This is a genomic window from Acinetobacter sp. YH12069, from assembly GCF_013419675.1.
GTDB classification, from domain to species: domain Bacteria; phylum Pseudomonadota; class Gammaproteobacteria; order Pseudomonadales; family Moraxellaceae; genus Acinetobacter; species Acinetobacter amyesii.
Window position 1 is genome coordinate 61,797 of record NZ_VOZS01000011.1, and the last position, 22,575, is coordinate 84,371.

The following is a 22,575-nucleotide window of genomic DNA, read 5'->3' on the forward strand; positions in this document are numbered from 1 at the left end:
AAAGGGAGTCTGACAAAAAACCGTATTTTATCAGAATTTGCTCGCTATTTAGCCCCCTATCGATGAAACTGCCACTGTTGAACGATTTACTTAAAGCTGCTGTGATTGCGCAAATTGAGCGATGTAACTTGCAATTTTTTCGGGTTGGCTCAGCACGGCCCAATGATTGGCATTGACTTCAACTACAGATAAATCTTCAACCCAATTAGGTAATTCTTTAATGTAATCTGGACTGACAAAATTATCATGTTTCAACACAATCGCTTGTACAGGACAGACGGCATAACGTTGTCTAGGCTGAGTTAAGCGGGGAATAAAATTAGCACGGTAAAGCGCAATACCGTGTTTACCATCATGCTGAATATTATGATTCAAAGGCAATTCTTGAGTACGTTCTAAATCATTCACAATTTTTCCCCAACGTTCAGCATTCAAAAAATGCCACGCCGTCGGTGCCAAAAATGGTAATTGGAATACCCCGATGTACCATGACTTACTTAATAATTTGAGTAATTTTTTCTGCTGATGCTTAAAGCTATTTCTGAGCAAAAATGCCGCATGATCCAAACATGGCCCAGAAATAGTTGAATAAGACAAAATACGTGAGCGAAATTTTGGCTCAGTTACCGATTCCCAAGATTGGATAGAGCCCCAATCATGCGCGGCCAAATGAAAACTACGCTCGCCTAATACCGCTTGCGTCACACTATCTAAATCAAGTGAAAGTTGTTCTAAACGGTAATCTCGTACTTTACGGGGCACAGAGGACTGCCCTGCACCTCGCACGTCATAGGTGACGATATAAAATTCATTAATAAGATGTTCAATAACCGGTTCCCATACTTCCTGATTATCAGGATAACCATGAACCAAAACCAATGCCGGCTTAGTTTCATCACCCCATGTCTTCACATAGAGCCGTTGTTGATCTGTGGTATTCACCCATTGCGTATTTAGTGGTTGCATTCTTCTTGTCCTTTTATCGATTCCATCGAATTGACGTTTTATTTGTGAACATGGGCAATGTGATCAATGCCACAGTTTTGAAACTCATTTAGTATGCAAAGTTCAGCATAAAAAAAAATTGACCCAGTATGAGCATAATCCAGAAAATAATGACAATGCCTATTGTCTCTAAATTCTTACTCAATCATTATGCCCCTTATAAAGGTGCTGGCATTTCGATTGATAAAATTGATCTCGCCAATTATCACATTCGCGTCAAAATGCCATTAACTCGAAAAAATCAAAATATTGTCGGTGTACATTTTGGCGGTAGTCTATATTCAATGGTTGACCCATTTTATATGTTGATTTTGATGCATCACCTTGGCTCACGTTATATCGTGTGGGACAAAGCGGCAAATATCCAATTTTTATCTCCCGGGCGTGGAACGGTATACGCTGACATCCAGCTCGACCCAAATGAAATCAATCATATTAAAAACTTAGCAGATAACCACGCACCTGTACTACGGAACTATAGCTTAAATATTTTTGATGAAGCAGGCTTACGTATCGCTGAAGTTCAAAAAACCCTATACATTCGTCGCAAGCAACCCCGTCCACGCAAATAAAAAAGGCGCTTATCTTTAAGCGCCTTTTCATTCAAATTTATCGGATTGGACTAGCGATTTTGCTCAATTGCAGCACCTGCGCCACCACCGATTGCACCACCAATCGCAGCACCGGTATTACCACCAAAGATACTTTTACCGACTGCAGAACCAATCGCACCACCTACACCACTATATGTAGCATTTCGGTTTGAACCGTTTTGAGTTTTACTACCAACAGCTGCACCAGCGCCACCACCAACGGCTGCACCTACACCACCACCGACATTATTACCCACACCACCACCAATGGCACCACCTAAAGCTGCAGCACCAATACGCTGTTCATTGGGCGACATACTTTCACAACCAGCAAGCATTAGGGTCGACATCATCGCGACTGCGCATACGCTCATTACTTTTTTCATTGTGATGTTCCTTGTCTTCTTCAATACCTATGATTCTAAAACCATTGTATGAAACAATTAAATATAGCTTGTTACGGCTTGGAGCATAAATGCTGCATTTTGTAAAAAACGACGCCTAATCGCTCACAAATCACTCAGGATTTTCATCCAAAATCATCAAATCTTTTGTGGTTTCACCATTTTCAGTCAGCACAGCATGAGAGAGTTTGGCTTTGCTTTCTGGATCTGTTGCCTGATCTAGTTTTAGCGTGCGTTTAATCGGGTCTTGCCCTTTCTTAAACTCTACACCTTCTGCATCAATATTGGTGTTTTGACGAATAATCTGACCGTCCTGCTTCACCGTAGTCTTGGTTTCAATTTTAGAGGTCGGGACGATGACACCACCACGCTGTAGTACAGGAATCGATAATTTCTTTTCAGAAAAATCACCTTGGTGATCAGAAAGTTCAATTTCACGTGCCACGATATCCTGACCTTTATTGGTCATTTCTAACACTGTTGCAGTCACTTGGCGTACAGGTTCTTGACCTGCAACACGGCGAATCACTTCTGTTTTTAGTACTGGAACTACAGCTTTATCTTCTACCACAATCGAATTGGGCATAGGTGCAGCAATCGCTGTCAATGAGCTGAATAATGCAGAAACTGCGAATAATTGCTGTGCGAATTTCATCAAAAGACCCCGTTATGTTTAAGTTTAAAAATCAAGAGATTTGTTATGTTCTATTTTTACTATAGGAAATAAATCAACATTAGGAAAGCTTTAATTTTCAATTCATCCGCATAAAAAAAGCCACCCAAAGGTGGCTTTTTTGAATAATTTAAGGGCTAATTAAAGACCGTTAAATTCATCGCTAAATGCTTGGCTTAATGCTTGATCTACATCAGAGAAATCATTGTGAAGCTCAAGCTCTGCAGCTTCAGACTCCTGACGACGACGTTCTAAGTGGTAAGCCAAACCTGTACCCGCTGGGATCAGACGACCTACAACTACGTTTTCTTTCAGACCACGTAATTCATCTTCTTTACCTGTTACAGCAGCTTCAGTTAACACACGAGTTGTTTCCTGGAACGATGCAGCAGAAATGAACGAGTCAGTAGAAAGCGACGCTTTGGTAATACCCATCAATTGACGTTCAAACTTCGCTGGAAACTTGTTCTGAGCTGCCACAGCTTGGTTTTCTTGAACAACGCGGATGTATTCCACTTGCTCGCCTTTGATGAAGCTTGTATCACCACCGTCAGTGATTTCAACTTTACGAAGCATTTGACGTACGATCACTTCAATATGCTTGTCGTTGATTTTTACACCTTGCAGACGGTATACGTCCTGAACTTCGTTCACGATGTAGTTTGTCAGTGCAACTTCGCCTTTCAAACGTAAGATGTCGTGTGGGTTTTGCGGACCATCAGAAATGGTTTCACCACGGTTCACATGCTCGCCTTCGAACACGTTAATCGTACGCCATTTCGGAATTAGCTCTTCGTAAATCTCAGAGCCATCATCCGGAGTAATCACAAGACGGTTCTTACCTTTGGTCTCTTTACCGAAGCTTACGATACCTGAAATTTCAGCAAGGATCGCGTGTTCTTTCGGTTTACGTGCTTCGAACAAGTCAGCTACGCGTGGAAGACCACCGGTAATATCACGAGTACGTGAAGATTCTTGTGGTACACGACCAATTACGTCACCGACACCAATTGTTTCGCCATCACGAACAGTCAGAATCGTATTTTGTGGCAAGAAGTAGAACTGTTCGCCACCATCAGTTGTATCCAATACAACCGCTGGACGCATATCTTTACCTGACGCAGGACGTGAAGTCACTGGTAAGATTTCGATTGTAGTCATACCTGTTGCATCATCAGTTTTCGATGTCACAGTTACGCCATCAGCGATTTGGCTGAAACGCACTTTACCTGCAACTTCGGTAACAAGTGGATGTGTATGCGGATCCCAAGTCGCTACGATACCGCCAGCTTCCACAGCTTCTCCATCTTTAATGATGATTGAAGCACCGTATGGAATTTTGTAACGTTCGCGTTCACGACCGATGTCATCTGCGATACCGATTTCACCTGAACGTGAAGTTGATACCAAGTGACCTTTAGCGTGTTGTACTGTTTTCACATTGTGGAAACGTACTGTACCTTTGTTACGAACTTGTACGCTGTTAGCAGCAGAAGTTCGGCTCGCAGCACCACCTACGTGGAACGTACGCATTGTTAACTGTGTACCTGGCTCACCAATTGATTGAGCAGCCATTACACCCACAGATTCACCTGGATTCACCAAGTGACCGCGAGCAAGGTCACGACCGTAACATTTCGCACATACACCGAAAGTAGATTCACAGTTTACAACTGAACGTACTTTCACTTCATCGACACCTTGCTCTTCTAAGTAGTTTGCAAGTTTTTCGTCGATTAAAGTATTACGTGGAAGAATCACATCATCCGAACCTGGTTTCTTCGCATCTTCAGCAAGTACACGACCCAATACTCGAGTACCTAAGTTCTCGATGACATCGCCACCTTGAATGAACGGAGTCATTACAAGACCGTCGAAAGTACCACAATCTGGCTCAGTAATTACCAAGTCTTGTGCAACGTCAACCAAACGACGAGTCAAGTAACCTGAGTTCGCAGTTTTCAATGCAGTATCGGCCAAACCTTTACGTGCACCGTGTGTTGAAATGAAGTACTGAAGTACAGTCAAACCTTCACGGAAGTTTGCTTTAATTGGTGTTTCAATGATCGAACCATCTGGTTTCGCCATCAAACCACGCATACCCGCTAACTGACGAATCTGAGCTGCCGAACCACGGGCACCTGAGTCAGACATCATATAGATCGAGTTGAATGATTTTTGTTTCTCGTCTTCACCCTGTTTGTTTTTAACAGTAGTGAAAGACAAGTTGTCCATCATCGCTTTCGCTACTTGGTCGTTTGTACGCGCCCAAATATCGACAACTTTGTTATAACGTTCGCCGGCAGTTACGAAACCTTGTTCAAATTGTTGTTCAATTTCGCGAACTTCAACTTCAGCTTTTTCGATAATTGCTTGTTTTTGTGGCGGAATCAACATGTCTTCCATACCTACAGACACACCTGAGTGAGTCGCTTGACGGAAGCCCAAGTACATCAATTGGTCAGCGAAGATAACAGTATCTTTTAGACCTAATTTACGGTAGCAAGAGTTGATCAATTTAGAGATGTTCTTTTTAGTCATCTCAACGTTGATTTGTTGGAAATCCATACCTTCAGGTACAACTTCCCAAAGTAAACAACGACCTGGAGTTGTGTCTACAACAATGGTTTGTTGTTCACGGTTACCATTTTCGTCAATGACAGTTTGGTGTACACGTGCTTTTACGCGAGCGTGTAAATCAACTTGACCTGTTGCAAGTGCACGGTTTACTTCGTCAGTATCCGCAAACACCATGCCTTCACCTTTGGCATTGATCGCATCACGAGTGATGTAGTACAAGCCTAAGACAACGTCCTGAGAAGGTACGATGATTGGCTCACCGTTCGCAGGAGAAAGAATGTTGTTTGTTGACATCATTAACGCACGAGCTTCTAACTGAGCTTCAAGTGTTAATGGTACGTGTACCGCCATTTGGTCACCGTCGAAGTCGGCGTTAAATGCCGCACAAACTAACGGATGAAGACGGATTGCTTTACCTTCAATCAGGGTTGGTTCAAATGCTTGAAGACCCAAACGGTGAAGTGTAGGCGCACGGTTCAACATCACTGGATGTTGACGAATTACGTGAGCAAGTACATCCCAAACTTCTGGAGTTTCACGCTCAACCATTTTTTTCGCAGCTTTAATGGTTGTCGCTTGGCCAGACGCTTGTAGTTTCGCGAAAATGAATGGTTTGAATAATTCAAGCGCCATTTTTTTCGGAAGACCACATTGGTGCAGACGTAAAGTTGGACCTACAGTAATTACCGAACGACCAGAGTAATCGACACGTTTACCCAATAAGTTTTGACGGAAACGACCTTGTTTACCTTTGATCATGTCTGCCAAAGATTTAAGAGGACGTTTGTTCGAACCGGTAATTGCGCGACCACGACGACCGTTATCAAGCAATGCATCTACAGACTCTTGTAACATACGTTTTTCGTTACGTACGATAATGTCTGGTGCTGCAAGGTCTAGAAGACGTTTTAAACGGTTGTTACGGTTGATTACACGACGGTAAAGATCGTTCAAGTCAGAAGTCGCAAAACGACCACCTTCTAGAGGAACCAACGGACGAAGATCAGGTGGAAGTACTGGAAGTACATTCATCACCATCCATTCTGGCTTGTTGTTCGACTCTTTGAACGCTTCCATCAATTTCAGACGTTTAGAGGCTTTTTTAAGCTTCGTTTCTGAAGTTGTATTTGGAATTTCTTCACGAAGACGTGAAATTTCAGCTTCAAGATCGATGTCTTTCAACAAATCTTGAACTGCTTCTGCACCCATTTTCGCAGTGAATTCATCACCGTGTTCTTCTAAAGCCGTGAAGTATTCTTCATCGTTTAGAAGTTGGTATTTCTCAAGTGGAGTCATACCTGGGTCAGTTACAACGTATGATTCGAAATACAATACACGTTCGATATCACGTAAAGTCATGTCTAAAAGCAGACCAATACGGCTAGGAAGTGATTTTAAGAACCAAATATGCGCAACTGGAGAAGCAAGGTCAATATGACCCATACGCTCACGACGTACTTTTGCAGTTGTTACTTCAACGCCACATTTTTCACAAATGACGCCCTTGTATTTCATACGCTTGTATTTACCACACAAGCATTCGTAATCTTTTACTGGACCAAAGATTTTGGCACAGAATAAACCATCACGTTCAGGTTTGAACGTACGGTAGTTAATGGTTTCAGGCTTTTTAACTTCACCATGAGACCACGACTTAATCATTTCTGGTGACGCAAGACCAATACGGATGCGATCAAACTCTACAGGAGCATGACCGTCTGAATCCGTCTTTTTGCGCATGATATCGAGCAAGTCTTTCAATTTTTTTCTCCGTGTGTTGTGGAGATTTTCACTTCACAACTGGGTCACAAATATTGTTTTTTAACTGAGAAATCCCCCTTGCCCCTCTTGATTAAAGAGGTGAGAAGCACTGCTTCGCAAGGGAGATTCAATGGAGCTAATTAGTCACCATTTTTCAGTTCAATGTTGATACCTAAAGAACGGATCTCTTTGGTCAATACGTTGAACGATTCAGGCATACCTGGGTCCATGTAATGGTTACCATCTACAATGTTCTTATAGATACGGGTACGACCTTCAACGTCATCCGACTTCACAGTAAGCATTTCTTGAAGTGTGTATGCTGCACCGTAAGCTTCGAGTGCCCATACTTCCATCTCACCGAAACGCTGACCACCGAATTGTGCTTTACCACCAAGCGGCTGTTGAGTTACTAGAGAGTAAGAACCAGTAGAACGCGCATGCATCTTGTCGTCTACCAAGTGGTTCAGTTTCAACATGTACATGTAACCTACAGTTACAGGACGGTCAAAACGTTCACCTGTACGACCATCATACAATACTGTTTGACCAGTACGTGAAATGCCACCAAGTTCTAACAATTCTTTGATTTGTGATTCTTCAGCACCATCAAATACTGGTGTTGCTAAAGGAACACCTTTACGCAAGTTACCTGAAAGCACCAAGATTTCTTCATCAGTCAAGCTATCAAGATCTTCTTGTTCGCCACCAACTTTGTTATAAATCTTGTCTAAGAAATCACGAAGCTCAAGTACAGTACGCTGCTCTTTCATCATCTTGTCGATTTGATCGCCAAGACCTTTAGCCGCCATACCCAAGTGAGTTTCAAGAATCTGACCCACGTTCATACGTGATGGCACACCCAGTGGGTTAAGTACAACATCAACTGGAACACCGTTTGCATCGTGTGGCATGTCTTCTACAGGTAAGATGTTAGATACAACACCTTTGTTACCGTGACGACCCGCCATTTTATCACCCGGTTGGATGCGACGTTTTACAGCCAAGTAAACTTTAACAACTTTCAATACGCCAGTTGTCAGTTCATCGCCTGTAGAAAGTTTGCGTTTTTTCTCTGCAAATTTCTCGTCAATTTCAAGGCTCTTCTCTTTCAAGAACACTTGAATTTGAGTTAAACGTTCAGCAATCGCTTCGTCGACTGGTTGGATTTCAATAAGATCAACCAACTCAAGACCAGACAATAACTCTTCAGTTAATTTGTCACCGCGTTTAGTTGTACCGCCACCGTTAGATTCTTGACCTTTCAATAGACGAACAATACGTTCACGAGCCGCTTCTTCGAAGATTTTGTATTCTTCTTTCAAGTCTTTACGGTAAGCATCAAGTTGTGCTTTCTCAATTGCTTGAGCACGTTCGTCTTTTTCAAGACCGTCACGTGTAAATACTTGAACGTCAATTACAGTACCTTTCACAGATGAAGATACACGTAATGAAGAGTCTTTTACGTCAGCCGCTTTTTCACCGAAGATTGCGCGAAGCAATTTTTCTTCCGGAGTTAACTGAGTTTCACCTTTAGGCGTTACTTTACCTACAAGAATGTCACCAGCAGTTACTTCAGCACCGATATAAACGATACCTGATTCATCCAATTTAGAAAGTGCAGCTTCACCCACGTTCGGGATATCCGCTGTAATTTCTTCAGCACCCAATTTGGTATCACGTGCAACACATGAAAGCTCTTGGATGTGGATAGACGTTAAACGATCTTCTTGAAGTACACGCTCTGATAGTAAGATCGAGTCTTCGTAGTTGTAACCGTTCCAAGTCATGAACGCTACACGCATGTTTTGACCCAATGCCAATTCACCGCCATCTGTTGATGGACCATCAGCAAGAACGTCACCACGTGCAACTTTATCACCTAAACGTACAACAACGTTTTGGTTGATACATGTATTTTGGTTCGAACGTGTGTATTTGATCAGGTTGTAGATATCTACACCTGCTTCGCCTGCCACCATCTCTTCTTCGTTTACACGAATAACGACACGAGAAGCATCAACGAATTCAATACGACCACCACGTTTCGCAAGTACACACACACCCGAGTCATGCGCTACGTTTGCTTCCATACCTGTACCAACAAGCGGTTTGTCAGCACGTAATGTAGGAACAGCCTGACGCTGCATGTTTGAACCCATCAATGCACGGTTGGCATCATCGTGTTCAAGGAACGGAATAAGTGATGCCGCTACAGATACAACCTGCTGAGCAGATACATCCATATGCGTTACTTTTTCTGGTGGAATACGTACGAATTCACCTTGGTGACGTACAGATACGAATTCTTCAGTTAAGTTACCGTCTTTATCGATACCAGAATCGGCCTGTGCAATCACAGTACCTACTTCTTCAATCGCAGAAAGGTATTCAACGTCATCCGTTACACGACCATCAACAACTTTACGGTATGGAGTTTCCAAGAAACCGAAGTTATTACATTTCGCATAAACAGAAAGTGAGTTGATCAAACCAATGTTTGGACCTTCAGGAGTCTCGATTGGACATACACGACCATAATGAGTTTGATGTACGTCACGTACTTCGAAGCCCGCACGCTCACGAGTCAAACCACCTGGGCCCAATGCTGATACACGACGTTTGTGTGTAATTTCAGACAACGGGTTGTTTTGGTCCATGAACTGAGACAACTGGCTTGAACCAAAGAATTCTTTGATTGCAGCAGCAACTGGTTTCGCATTGATTAAATCTTGCGGAGACAAGTTATCAGTTTCAGCTTGAGATAAACGTTCTTTAACAGCACGTTCAACACGAACTAGACCAACACGGAATTGGTTTTCTGTCATTTCACCAACAGAACGAACACGACGGTTACCCAAGTGATCGATATCATCGACTTCACCTTTACCGTTACGGATTTCAACTAATGTTTTCAATACATCAGTGATGTCTTCGTTCGAAAGAATACCTTCAACTTCACGAGACTTCTGATCCGTACCCACTTCGTAAGGACGACCCAAACGACGGTTGAACTTCATACGACCTACTGGTGATAAGTCATAACGTTCAGAAGAGAAGAATAAATTGTTGAATAAGTTTTCAGCAGCTTCTTTTGTTGGTGGCTCACCCGGACGCATCACTTTGTAGATTTCTACAAGTGCTTCTTCACGACCAGTTGTAGTATCTGCACGTAAAGAGTCCGCAATGAATGGGCCACGGTCGATGTCATTGGTATAAAGTACGTTGAATTGTTTAACGCCGCCTTCAGCCAATTTCACCATAATTTCATGGCTTAGTACTGTATTTGCAGCAATTACTTCGCCATCACGTAACGTTACATCTTCAGCAACAATACGTTCATATAGGTATTCATCAGGAACAGAAAGTTTTTCAAGACCTGCTGCTTCCATTTGACGAACATGGCGCGCGTTAATACGTTTACCTTGTTCAACAATTGTCTTACCGTCTGTACCCACGATATCAAACTGTGCCATTTCGCCACGTAGACGTTCTGGAACCAAGTCAATTTGATAGCTACCCATATCAAGATATACAGGTACTTTTTCGTAGAACATGTCTAGGATTTGTTCGTTGTTATAACCCAAGGCACGAAGCACAACAGTCGCAAGTAATTTACGACGACGGTCAATACGAACATATACAAGATCTTTTGCATCGAATTCAAAGTCTAACCATGAACCACGGTAAGGAATGATACGAGCAGAGTAAAGAACTTTACCGCTAGAGTGAGTTTTGCCTTTATCGTGGTCAAAGAATACACCTGGTGAACGGTGTAATTGAGATACGATTACACGCTCAGTACCATTGATCACAAAGGTACCGTTGTCTGTCATAAGTGGCATTTCACCCATGTAGACTTCTTGCTCACGCACATCTTTGATTGTTTTAGTTTCGCGATCTTTAATGATCAGACGAATTTTTACACGCATTGGCGCCGCATAAGTTGAGCCACGAAGAATACATTCGCGCACATCAAATTCAGGCTTACCAAGACTATACTCAACAAATTCTAAAGCAGCATTGCCAGAATAACTTTCAATAGGAAAAACTGAACGAAATGCGGCTTGGAGACCGATATCTTCGCGGTTTTTTGGAGTTTTGCCGTCTTGAAGGAAAGTTCGGTACGAGTCGACTTGAATCGCGAGCAAGTACGGAACATCCATTACCTTGGGCAATTTACCAAAATTCTTACGGATCCGTTTCTTTTCGGTATATGAGTATGCCATCTGGAGTCCTCGGAAAGTAAACTAAGTCCGCCTGCAGAACGAACTTAGAAGGAATTACGCAGGCCGATATGGCCACCACTTTCACAAATGCTGCAATTTTTAGTGGTATTAAAACGCTTAACAATATTTTTTTACTGAAAAATATTGGTAAGCGTTTGGTTTTATAAATTATTTTTAATTTGTATGATTTTTATATCATGCAAACAAAAATCGAGCCGATTATTGTAACGCAAAAAGGCTGATGACCCAAGGGCCACCAGCCATTTTTTGGAGCCGATTATAAAAAAATCGACTCCCCTTAAGATTACTTAAGTGTAACTGTAGCACCAGCTTCTTCAAGTTTTTTCTTAAGTTCTTCGCCTTCTTCTTTAGAAACGCCTTCTTTAAGAACTGAAGGAGCGCTTTCAACAAGATCTTTAGCTTCTTTAAGACCAAGGCCAGTAGCTTCACGAACTGCTTTAATTACAGCAACTTTGTTAGCACCGAAAGAAGTCAACTCAACGTTGAATTCTGATTGTTCTTCAGCAGCAGCACCAGCAGCGCCAGGAGCAGCAGCAACTGCTACAGCAGCAGCAGATACGTTGAATTTTTCTTCGAAAGCAGAAATAAGTTCAACAAGTTCAAGAACAGTTTTTTCAGCAACTGCGTTTAAGATTTCTTCGTTTGTTAAAGCCATGAGAGTAACTCCAAATGGGTATTGAATGGTGTGTAAATTGATTTAAGCTTAAGCAGCTTCTGACTCGTTTTTCTCTTTGAGCGCTGTAATAAGGCGACCCAATTTCGAAATAGGAGCTTGAAGAACGCTTGCAAGCATAGTAAGCGCTTTCTCTTGGTTTGGAAGGTTCGCGATAACGCTAACTTCAGCACCTTGATAAACTTTACCGTCAAATGCAGCAGCTTTAAGTTCAAATGCTTTATTAGTTTTAGCAAATTCTTCGAACAAACGAGCAGCTGCGCCCATGTCGTCTTCAGAAGTTGAGAAAGCTAAGATTGTTGGGCCAACAAGGTTGTCGCTCAAGATATTGAATTGAGTATCTTGAAGAGCACGTTTAGCCAAAGTGTTACGAACTACGCGAGTAGCAACACCTAGTTTACGAGCTTCAACACGTAGAGCAGTTAATTGCTCAACAGTTAAACCTTGATAGTCAGCAACAACAGCAGCATACGCAGTAGAAGCAACTTCAGTTACTTCAGCTACGATCTGTTTTTTGCCTTCGATAAGAAGAGCCATTGTAAAACCTCCTAACGGTGATTTATGCACCTATACAGATGCACTCCCAATTCGTTAGCTCATCACTGAACCAACACGCGGAGGAGGAACAAATCACACCACCGCGTCTACTCAGGCTGGGCTATTAAGAAGAAAGCATAAAACTCCCCTCGCCTGAGGTCTTTGACGCTGATAAATCTAAATTTATCAATTCAAAGTTTGCCTGAGGGGCGATCAGCAAAGCATGCTTTGCCGACCCGCAAGATGAGAAGCTGTGCTTCGAATGAAGCTTAATTTCTATCTTGCGTAATATTTAAAGCAGCGCTTTAAATATTACTCAGGGCTTTAAAATTCTGTAATAAGTCGAAACTTATTTAGAAACGTTTGCTACATCAACAACAAGACCAGGACCCATAGTTGAGCTTAAAGTGATCTTTTGGATGTAAACACCTTTAGAAGTAGCAGGTTTTGCTTTCTTAAGGTCAGCTACAAGAGCTTCAACGTTTGAACGAACAGCTTCAGCAGTGAAACCTACTTGACCGATCGCAGCGTGGATAATACCAGCTTTGTCTACACGGTAACGTGCTTGACCAGCTTTCGCGTTTTTAACAGCAGAAGCTACGTCAGGAGTTACAGTACCCACTTTAGGGTTTGGCATTAAGCCACGTGGACCAAGAATCGTACCCAACTTACCAACAACGCGCATTGCATCCGGAGCTGCAATTACTACGTCAAAGTCAAGGTTACCCGCTTGGATGCTTTCAGCAAGATCATCAAAACCAACAACGTCCGCGCCTTCAGCTTTAGCAGCTTCAGCAGCAGCGCCTTGAGCAAACACAGCTACACGTACAGTTTTACCAGTACCTGCAGGAAGTGTAGTCGCGCCACGAACAACTTGGTCAGATTTACGAGGATCAACACCTAGGTTTACAGCAACATCCAAAGATTCTTTGAATTTTACTGCTGGAAGGCCGTTAAGAACTGCAACTGCTTCTTCCAAAGTGTAAACTTTGTTAGCTTCAACAGCAGCAACAATGGCTTTTTGACGTTTAGTTAATTTAGCCATGTCTTATAGCTCCACTTCCAAGCCCATAGAACGCGCAGAACCAGCAATGGTACGTACACGTGCGTCTAAATCAGCACCAGTAAGATCTGGTTCTTTAGTAGTCGCAATTTCTTCTAATTGAGCGCGAGTCAACTTACCAACTTTAGTCTTGTTAGGTACAGCTGAACCCTTTTGGATGCCCGCAGCTTTCTTAAGAAGAATCGCAGCAGGAGGAGTTTTCATGATGAATGTGAACGACTTGTCGTTGTACACAGTGATCACTACTGGAATTGGAAGACCAGCTTCAACTTTTTGTGTCGCAGCATTGAATTCTTTACAGAATGCCATGATGTTAACACCACGTTGACCTAGTGCAGGACCAATCGGTGGAGATGGATTTGCTTTACCAGCTGGAACTTGCAGCTTGATATAGCCGTCAATCTTCTTAGCCATTTCAATTACCTCTGGGTACTAACGCCGCTAGGCTCCCCATACATTTAAGTAACGATACCGTTACAACAACAATGCCCGACTCATAACAAATCGGGCGTTTATCAACCAAGTTAAATTAAACTGATTTTTCGACTTGGCGAAATTCCAGTTCAACTTGAGTTGGTCGATTAAATACATTAATCGTCAACGTTAAACGTGACTTATCGTATAGAACTTCTTCCACCACGCCTTTAAAGTCGGTGAATGGACCGTCAATTACGAGTAATTCTTCACCTGGTTCAAACATCGTCTTAGGACGAGGTGCTTCGCCAGTATTGCGTACACGTGCAAGAATCGCATCAGCTTCTTTTTGCGTAATTGGTGCAGGTTTTTCTGCAGTACCACCAATGAAACCTAATACTTTTGGACATTCTTTAACAATGTGCCAAGTTTCATCATTCATTTCCATTTCGACTAACACATAGCCTGGAAAGAATTTACGCTCAGATTTACGTTTCTTACCATCCTTCATTTCCACTACTTCTTCAGTAGGGACAAGGACTTCACCAAAGCTATCGGCTACAGCGCTACGCTGGATTCGATCATTAAGTGAGCGTAACACTTGTTTTTCATAGCCTGAATAGGCATGAATAATGTACCAACGTTTCATAGCTCTCTTACCCGATAATAAACTTCATTAACCAGCTCAAAGCATAGTCAAAGCACCATAATAAAATAGATGCCACTAAGACTACCGCAAGTACCTGCCAAGATGTGGTCATGGTCTCTTGCTTGGTTGGCCAAGTCACTCGACGTAACTCAATTCGAGCATCTTTCAACAATCGAACAAAGCCTTTGCCTTGATGGGTGGCGTATAATAAACCTAAAGCCACGATGATACAAGCCAAAATTACCCCAACACGGACCCAGACATCATTCGCTGGTGCCCAGTATGCTGGCAAATGTTGATTCACCATCATAGAACTACCGAGTAAAATCAACGCGATAACCCACAGAACATAGTCTAAAGGGGAACCAGAATTAACAACTTCAGCAGGATTATTTCTTTGAGGAATTGGCGCGTCGCTTAATGCGTCACGCGATTTATCATTCGACATTTTTGTACTCGTCGTAGGATTCGCGACTTATTATATGACCAGTTGAGCCAGCATCAAGCTTCTTTTTAAAAAAATTTGGCAGGCCAGGAGGGACTCGAACCCCCAACATTCGGTTTTGGAGACCGACGCTCTACCAATTGAACTACTGACCTGCAGAGCAAATCGAGAGTCGAAACTCTCGATCTGTACAAAGATAACTGTATTATATTATGCAGTTACTTTAGAAACAACACCCGCACCAACTGTACGGCCACCTTCACGGATCGCGAAGCGTAAGCCAGCGTCCATTGCGATTGGGTGGATTAATTCTACTGACATTTCTACGTTGTCACCAGGCATAACCATTTCAACGCCTTCTTTAAGCGCGATTGCACCAGTTACGTCAGTTGTACGGAAGTAGAACTGTGGACGGTAACCGTTAAGGAATGGAGTATGACGACCACCTTCGTCTTTAGAAAGTACGTATACTTCTGCGTCGAATTTAGTATGCGGTTTGATTGTACCTGGTTTAGCAAGTACTTGACCACGTTGAACGTCTTCACGTTTAGTACCACGTAGAAGAACACCACAGTTCTCGCCCGCACGACCTTCGTCAAGAAGTTTACGGAACATTTCTACGCCAGTTACAGTTGTTTTAACTGTATCTTTAATACCAACGATTTCAACTTCTTCGCCTACTTTCACGATACCAGTTTCAACACGGCCAGTTACTACTGTACCACGACCTGAAATTGAGAATACGTCTTCGATTGGCATAAGGAATGCAAGGTCGATAGCACGTTCTGGCTCTGGGATGTAAGAGTCAAGAGCTTCAACAAGAGCAACTACAGCGTCTTCGCCGTATTGACCAGCTTCACCGTTAAGCGCTGCAAGAGCAGAACCACGGATTACTGGAGTGTCGTCGCCTGGGAAGTCATAAGTAGAAAGAAGTTCACGAACTTCCATTTCTACTAATTCAAGAAGTTCTTCGTCGTCAACAAGGTCGCATTTGTTTAAGAATACAACGATGTAAGGTACACCTACCTGACGAGAAAGAAGGATGTGTTCACGAGTTTGTGGCATTGGACCATCAGTCGCAGCACATACAAGGATCGCACCATCCATTTGCGCAGCACCAGTAATCATGTTTTTAACATAATCGGCGTGACCTGGGCAGTCTACGTGAGCGTAGTGACGGATTGGAGAATCGTATTCTACGTGTGAAGTATTAATTGTAATACCACGTGCTTTTTCTTCTGGTGCAGAGTCGATTGCAGCGTAATCTTTCGCTTCACCGCCGAATTTTTTTGCACATACAGTTGCAATTGCAGCTGTTAAAGTCGTTTTACCATGGTCAACGTGACCGATTGTGCCCACGTTAACGTGTGGCTTATTACGTTCAAACTTAGCCTTAGCCATGCTTTTCTTCCTCGTTTACGTCGAACACAATTCTGAGTAAAACCCAGCTCCGACATATCGCCTAAAAAAATAAACACCCAATACTTGAAAAGCAGACTAAAAAGCCTGCTTCTGGAATCTTGTGCAACATTTAAAGTTGCTAAACTGTAAAATCTGGAGCTCTTATCGAGATTTGAACTCGAGACCTCTCCCTTACCAAGGGAGTGCTCTACCACTGAGCTATAAGAGCAAATATAAGCACTTCAATAGATATGGAGCGGGAGACGAGGGTCGAACTCGCGACATGTAGCTTGGAAGGCTACCGCTCTACCAACTGAGCTACTCCCGCACGATGTTGGTACAAACCACTTATTGAAGTCTTAAAATTGGTGGTGAGGGAAGGATTCGAACCTTCGAAACTTTCGTAGCGGAGTTACAGTCCGCCCCCTTTGACCGCTCGGGAACCTCACCATTTTACACTTACTTCAGTGTCGTTCTTTCTACTCACTCTCAAACTTTCTAAGATGGTGCCGGCACACGGATTCGAACTGTGGACCTACTGATTACAAGTCAGTTGCTCTACCAACTGAGCTATGCCGGCGTTTCTTAGTGTTTCGTACGTTTCGTATCGGAACGGTGTGCAGTTTAGCAAATCTTGAAATCCTTGCAAGTGTTTTTTCTAAAAAAAACGTGAAAAACTCATAAAATCAATCCATTTGATGATAATTCAACCGCTTTGATCACTGCGCGAGCTTTTATTTGGGTTTCATTCCACTCTGATTCAGGATTTGAGTCGTACACCACCCCTGCTCCAGCTTGAACATAGACCTTATTTTCACGAATTACACAGGTACGAATCGCAATCGACATGTCCATTTCGCCATGCCAGCCTAAATAACCAACAGCACCACCAAAAATTCCACGTTTTACTGGTTCAACTTCGTCAATAATTTCCATAGCACGGATTTTTGGTGCGCCTGAAAGCGTACCCGCAGGGAATGTTGCCTTAAAAACATCCAAAGCATCGACATCATCACGTACTTCACCTTGCACATTTGACACAATGTGCATGACATGCGAATAACGTTCGATCACCATTTGATCAGTCACGTGAACTTTACCGATTTTAGAAACGCGTCCAACATCATTTCGCCCCAAATCGATCAACATCAAATGCTCTGCAATTTCTTTTTCATCAGATAGCAAATCTTTTTCTAGCGCTAAATCTTCTTCTTTTGTTTTACCCCGTGGTCGCGTTCCCGCCAAAGGACGAACTGTTGCCACACCATTTTCTAAACGGGACAAAATTTCAGGTGATGAACCGACGATATGAAAAGGAATGTCATTTTCTAGTGTCTGCCCTTGCACCAAGAACAAATATGGCGATGGATTGAGGTGACGTAGTGCACGATAGACCTGCAAAGGCTCACCATCAAAATCGGATACCATACGATGGCCCGGCACAACCTGCATCACATCACCGGCCTTAATGTACTCTTTTACTTTCGCAATAGAATCAATAAAATTGTCATGTCCAGTGATGGATTCAAACTGTGGTGCAGTATGCTTATTTGCTTTGAGTGCAATTGGGGTTGCCAAAAGTTCTTCTAGCTCATCCAATTGTTGCTGCGCCTTGGTATAGGCCTCAGCATCATTTACATCGGCATGCACAATTAAGAATAAGGTATCCTTAAGGTTATCAAAGACGATGACGGTTTTTGATAGCATCATCCAAATATCCGGAATCCCGACCGGGTCAGCTTCTGGAACGTTATTGAGCTTTGGTTCGATATAACGTACAGCATCATAACCAAAGTATCCAACCAATCCACCGGTAAAGCTCGGCAACGCTGGCAAATCTTGCTGTGTAGGCACTTTATATTGTGCTTGGAAGTCACGAATGTATTGAAATGGGTCAGCACATTGTTGTTTTTCAACCGAGCCATCAGCATGTTGAACGGTCAACTGCCCTTCATTACACGAAAATACGGTGGACTCGCCCAAGCCAATAATGGAGTAACGCGCCCAGTTTTCGCCACCCTCTACAGATTCAAATAAATAGGCTTGTTTATGTTGTTTTAATCGCGCAAAGACAGACAGCGGAGTTTCTGTATCTGCCAAGCGCTGACGATATACCGGAATCAAGTTATATCCAGCAGTTTTCAGTTGTTCAAATTGAGTTTGTGTAGTCATTTGGGTTTCTCTATATTTCGCGTGGTCAATTTCAGTTAATTTCTTCTCATGCTGATTGAGTGACGCCATCGAAATACTACACACTTGCTCATTTTCACTTCCTTAACCCTACTTATTTCAACCCAATAATTCTTTTAAGTTATCAACCACGTGCTGCGGCTGACACTCTCGAATATTTTCACCATGATTATAGCCATAGCTGACCACAATACAATCAATACCCGCACGACGTGCTGCCTCTACATCATTGACAGAATCACCCACCATCAAAATTTGCTGTTTCGGCAAGGCATAATGCTCCGCACAATACTCTAGCTGCTTGGGATGTGGTTTACGCTCTTCAAAACGATCTCCACCTATCACATCATCAAAGTAATCATGCATACCTAGTGCCTGCACAATACTGCGTGCCGGTTGCTCTGGTTTATTGGTCACACAAATCAGAATTTTCTCTTCTGCTTTTGCCCAATCCAAGAACTCTAGAATGCCGTCAAAGGGCTGCGTCAAAACACAAGGATCTGCATTGTAAATCTTTAGAAAAGTTTCCAGTAAAAGGTGGTGCTGTGCGGCATCAACCTTTCCGGTCAAGTATTCAAGTACGCTATGACAAAACAATGAAGTTCCTTTCCCAATCCAGTTTCGCACCTGCGCTTCTGTGACCAACGGTAATTGCAACGCATTTAGACTCATATTCATCGCACGATGTAAGTCAGATGCTGAATCGACTAGCGTTCCATCCAGATCAAATAAAATCATTTGGCGTTCTGCTAAACGAATTTCAAACATAATGTCCCTCTATTTTTTTGTAAATTTTCCCCATAAAAAAGGCATGCCCATGCATGCCTTTTGAGGAATGTCTCGGTTTATTTAAACAAGACCCATGCAATAATTGCAAGAATGATTAAAACAATGACTGAGATTAAGCCCACAGAGGCATTTTTTTGCGCTTCACGCTCTTGCTCTACACATGTCGCTGGAATTTTTACATCACATTCTTCATTTTTCGGAACAGCAGTTACGTCAATTCCCTCAGGAATTGGTGCAGGTTTAGGCACACCTACATTAGTCGGCATACCATCACGAGTCAATTGAACCGAGCCATCGCGCTCTTTCAACTCTGGCATACCTTGATCATTCATTTGTTGTGCTGCGGTTTTAACGACAGGCTCTTGTGCCTTAGTCTCAGACGTGTTTGCTACAGACTCTTGTGCCACAGTTTCAGAAACTGCAACAGCTTCAGACGGCTGCTGAACAGGTGTAATTTCTTCTGTTTGCAATGCTTCAATGCTTTGTTCGATATCCGCTGGAATCTGAACAGCTTTAGCTGGAGCCAATACACTAAACTTCACACTGGCAAACTGTACAATATCACCTTCTTTTAAAAGTGATTCACCAGTCAAACGAACATCATTAATAAACGTCCCATTGGATGAATTAAGATCTTGTAACCAGAGTGCCTGATCTTTCAGTACAAAGGCAGCATGTTTACGCGATACATCAGATTCTTGCAAAACAATATCTGCTTGTTGATGACGACCCACCAACATATCTCGCTCAATACTAATTTCTTGTCCTGTTAAATCACCAGAAATTGCTTGAATTTTCCAAGTCATGAAGTTAATTCTCTATTGCTCGTTTTTTTCATCATAGCATGCTGTGGTTTTAAAGCTAAACCACCCTGCTGTCTCACCTAAGGCGTGCCCACTACTTTGCCATTTGGTACAGTAATGGTTTGGCGCTTTACTGCAGGCTCAATGGCGACTGGCGTGGAGACCACTGCCGCTGGCTGTGTCGTTTGTGGTGCTGTGGGTACCGTCTTATACACAGGGGCTGGTGCTATACCCTTTGAAACAGGTATGCGCTGCTGATACACATCATCAACATTTTCAGGTAATTTCGCAAAATTACCGTCATTATCCAGTGCCAGTTGCAGACTATAGAGCTGACTGTAGCGCTGCTGAGACATTTTCTTCACATCGGCAGAATTTCCAACAATAGTCGGATGAATAAAGATCAGCAAATTACGTTTACTGTTGGATTTTCCTTCCGAGCTAAAGAGTTTGCCGAGTACAGGAATAGCCCCCAACCCCGGAACCGATTGACGTCCATGCAATGTATTGTCCGAGATCAAACCACCCAACACAATCGTTTGACCATGCTCTGCCAAGATCGAGGTTTTAATCGCACGTTTAGTCGTAACTAAGTCCGACGCTTGACCTTTATTGTCTTTTACATCAGAAACTTCTTGCTCGACCTCTAAACGCACCGAGCCGCCATCACCAATATGCGGCACAACTTTCAAAGTAACACCGACATCTTTACGCTCAATCGATGTATACGGATTGGCTGTACCACCATTGGTGGTGACAGAACCTGTCACAAATGGAACGTTTTCACCCACCACAATATAGGCTTCTTCGTTGTCCATCGTCACTATCGACGGTGTAGATAATAAATTGGATTTGGTTTTTTCTTTTAAGGCCTGAATCATCGCACCATAGAGTTTGCGCGAACCATCACTGCCTTCACGATAATCACCAAGAACTAAAGAAGTACCGGCACTCACCGCGCTACCTGCACCCGCAGCGCCGCCAGTTAAATATCCTGCGGCAATATTTTTTAAACTAGAACCAAAGTTATCAAAGTTAATTAAGCCGATACCACTACTGATATCTCCCAACGCCCATTGCACACCGAGCTGATCGGTATCCGTGCCTTCAACTTCAATAATCGCCGCTTCGATCAGCACTTGCTGACGACGAATATCGAGCTGCTGAATCGCAGATTCAATTTCTCGCATGAGCTGCGGATCTGCTTTTACAATCAGTGCATTTTGTGTTGCATCAGCAATAATACTCACGCCATTGGCGTTAAAACTTGAGATACCGTTTTGCGTATTATTGGAAGAGTTATTGCTGTTGAGGTTAATGCCAGAACTGGTGTTGTTTTGTGAACTGAATGACTGTGAATTTGAACTGTTACTATCATTCATTAAACTGTTCATCGTGCTGCTATTTGAGCTATTCGATGAATTCGTACTCGAAACGGCCTGCCCCGTGACCAAGCCTTGTAAGATTTCCGACAAGTTTTTTGCACTTGCATACTTTAGACGAAAAACTTTCAATCCACCCAATCGATCTGCCGCAGGCACATCTAAGGTCTCAATAATCTTACGAATACGCTTACGTGTCGCTGTATCACCTTTAATGATAATACGATTGGTTCGATTGTCCGCAATAATACGAATTCGTGAACCTTTCGGGTCTTTTGATGCGCCGGTCGAACTCATCGACTCTAACAGCCCAATCATTTCTTCGGCCTGACTCGATTGCAGCGTCACGGCTTCGATATCATTTTGACCCGTTCCATCTAAATTACGAATAATCGTTTCGAGCTGGTAAATATTACTAGCACGGTCTGAGACGATCAGCGCATTGGTCCCCGCCACTGCTGACAAATGTGCAAATTGCGGCATCAGTGGACGTAGGGCTGGAATTAAGTCGTTGGCATTGGTGTTATCAAGCCAAATTACTCGGGTGACAATTTGGTCTCCAGACGCACGGTGGCGCGCATCATAAGCAATGCCCGAGCTTTTTACATTACTGTCTGGAACCAGTTTAATGGTGTTGCCCGATGGAATCGCCACCACGCCATTGACATTCAATACACCGAGAAACAGGTCATAGACTTCATTTTTATTTAAAGGCTTATTGGAAATAACCGTTACATTTCCTCGTACCCGTGGATCAACTGCAAAATTTTTCCCCGTGATATCTGCGACTTCATTAATGAATGCCGTAAGATCTGCATCACGTAAATTGATTTTCCATGTTTGTGCATAACTTGCTGTGCTGACCATAGCAACCAAGGGCACCATGGCATAGGCAGCTAAAGTTGAACGGTTATTATTAAATAAAGCCATATACGCCTGTGTTTCCTAACCCTATAAAGTGAT

At 42.9% G+C, this 22,575-nt stretch carries 17 protein-coding genes and 5 tRNA genes; 1 reads left to right on the forward strand and 21 read right to left on the reverse strand.

The genetic code is table 11. The features are described 5' to 3' along the window. Window positions 1-90: 90 nt before the first annotated feature. Window positions 91-966 carry an alpha/beta fold hydrolase gene (locus FTU16_RS09830; RefSeq protein WP_180113616.1) on the reverse strand — a complete coding sequence of 292 codons (876 nt, stop codon included), beginning with the start codon at window positions 964-966 and terminating at the stop codon, window positions 91-93. A 128-nt stretch (window positions 967-1,094) separates the two neighbouring features. Here FTU16_RS09830 and FTU16_RS09835 point away from each other — a divergent pair, with 128 nt between their 5' ends. Continuing rightward, the gene (locus FTU16_RS09835) at window positions 1,095-1,577 is read left to right on the forward strand and encodes a DUF4442 domain-containing protein (protein ID WP_078189823.1); all 483 of its coding nucleotides are present in this window, start codon (window positions 1,095-1,097) and stop codon (window positions 1,575-1,577) included. A 50-nt stretch (window positions 1,578-1,627) separates the two neighbouring features. Here FTU16_RS09835 and FTU16_RS09840 read toward each other — a convergent pair whose 3' ends face one another. The 20 genes from FTU16_RS09840 to gspD all read right to left on the reverse strand — a co-directional run bounded on the left by FTU16_RS09840 (window position 1,628) and on the right by gspD (window position 22,542). Further along, complete coding sequence (locus FTU16_RS09840; RefSeq protein ID WP_078192840.1) at window positions 1,628-1,984, reverse strand: DNA transfer protein p32; 357 nt, start codon at window positions 1,982-1,984, stop codon at window positions 1,628-1,630. Between the two features lie 130 nt (window positions 1,985-2,114). Beyond that, entirely contained in the window at window positions 2,115-2,657 is a 543-nt protein-coding gene (locus FTU16_RS09845; RefSeq protein WP_180007039.1) for a hypothetical protein, read from the reverse strand. 159 nt (window positions 2,658-2,816) lie between these two features. Then, complete coding sequence (gene rpoC / locus FTU16_RS09850; RefSeq protein WP_180007037.1) at window positions 2,817-7,016, reverse strand: DNA-directed RNA polymerase subunit beta'; 4,200 nt, start codon at window positions 7,014-7,016, stop codon at window positions 2,817-2,819. A gap of 140 nt (window positions 7,017-7,156) precedes the next feature. After that, complete coding sequence (rpoB, locus tag FTU16_RS09855; protein WP_180063747.1) at window positions 7,157-11,245, reverse strand: DNA-directed RNA polymerase subunit beta; 4,089 nt, start codon at window positions 11,243-11,245, stop codon at window positions 7,157-7,159. Between the two features lie 304 nt (window positions 11,246-11,549). Further along, window positions 11,550-11,921: a 50S ribosomal protein L7/L12 gene (rplL, locus tag FTU16_RS09860; protein ID WP_078189828.1), complete on the reverse strand. Its 372-nt coding sequence runs from the start codon at window positions 11,919-11,921 to the stop codon at window positions 11,550-11,552. Between the two features lie 48 nt (window positions 11,922-11,969). After that, complete coding sequence (rplJ, locus tag FTU16_RS09865) at window positions 11,970-12,476, reverse strand: 50S ribosomal protein L10 (RefSeq protein WP_078189829.1); 507 nt, start codon at window positions 12,474-12,476, stop codon at window positions 11,970-11,972. Window positions 12,477-12,825: 349 nt separating this feature from the next. Then, complete coding sequence (gene rplA / locus FTU16_RS09870; RefSeq protein ID WP_078189830.1) at window positions 12,826-13,521, reverse strand: 50S ribosomal protein L1; 696 nt, start codon at window positions 13,519-13,521, stop codon at window positions 12,826-12,828. Window positions 13,522-13,524: 3 nt separating this feature from the next. After that, window positions 13,525-13,953, reverse strand: a complete 429-nt coding sequence (gene rplK, locus FTU16_RS09875; RefSeq protein WP_004868049.1) for a 50S ribosomal protein L11 — start codon at window positions 13,951-13,953, stop codon at window positions 13,525-13,527. Window positions 13,954-14,068: 115 nt separating this feature from the next. Further along, complete coding sequence (gene nusG / locus FTU16_RS09880; protein ID WP_078189831.1) at window positions 14,069-14,602, reverse strand: transcription termination/antitermination protein NusG; 534 nt, start codon at window positions 14,600-14,602, stop codon at window positions 14,069-14,071. 7 nt (window positions 14,603-14,609) lie between these two features. Then, on the reverse strand, window positions 14,610-15,050 hold the full coding sequence (secE, locus tag FTU16_RS09885) for a preprotein translocase subunit SecE (protein WP_078189832.1): 441 nt from the start codon (window positions 15,048-15,050) through the stop codon (window positions 14,610-14,612). 76 nt (window positions 15,051-15,126) lie between these two features. After that, window positions 15,127-15,202 (reverse strand) — tRNA-Trp (locus tag FTU16_RS09890). Window positions 15,203-15,257: 55 nt separating this feature from the next. Further along, window positions 15,258-16,448 (reverse strand): elongation factor Tu, encoded by a 1,191-nt coding sequence (gene tuf, locus FTU16_RS09895; protein WP_078190047.1) that lies wholly within the window; start codon window positions 16,446-16,448, stop codon window positions 15,258-15,260. Between the two features lie 154 nt (window positions 16,449-16,602). Further along, window positions 16,603-16,677, reverse strand: a tRNA-Thr gene (locus FTU16_RS09900). 23 nt (window positions 16,678-16,700) lie between these two features. After that, a tRNA-Gly gene (locus FTU16_RS09905) sits at window positions 16,701-16,776 on the reverse strand. Between the two features lie 38 nt (window positions 16,777-16,814). Next, window positions 16,815-16,898, reverse strand: a tRNA-Tyr gene (locus tag FTU16_RS09910). A 54-nt stretch (window positions 16,899-16,952) separates the two neighbouring features. Continuing rightward, window positions 16,953-17,028 (reverse strand) — tRNA-Thr (locus tag FTU16_RS09915). A 98-nt stretch (window positions 17,029-17,126) separates the two neighbouring features. Beyond that, a complete protein-coding gene (gene trpE, locus FTU16_RS09920; RefSeq protein WP_078193306.1) occupies window positions 17,127-18,620 on the reverse strand; it encodes an anthranilate synthase component I in 1,494 nt (497 codons plus the stop codon). A gap of 117 nt (window positions 18,621-18,737) precedes the next feature. After that, window positions 18,738-19,406 (reverse strand): phosphoglycolate phosphatase, encoded by a 669-nt coding sequence (locus tag FTU16_RS09925; protein WP_180163166.1) that lies wholly within the window; start codon window positions 19,404-19,406, stop codon window positions 18,738-18,740. A gap of 77 nt (window positions 19,407-19,483) precedes the next feature. Beyond that, window positions 19,484-20,233 (reverse strand): FHA domain-containing protein, encoded by a 750-nt coding sequence (locus FTU16_RS09930; protein ID WP_180163167.1) that lies wholly within the window; start codon window positions 20,231-20,233, stop codon window positions 19,484-19,486. Window positions 20,234-20,310: 77 nt separating this feature from the next. Further along, window positions 20,311-22,542, reverse strand: a complete 2,232-nt coding sequence (gene gspD, locus FTU16_RS09935) for a type II secretion system secretin GspD (protein WP_180163168.1) — start codon at window positions 22,540-22,542, stop codon at window positions 20,311-20,313. Between the last annotated feature and the right edge of the window lie 33 nt (window positions 22,543-22,575).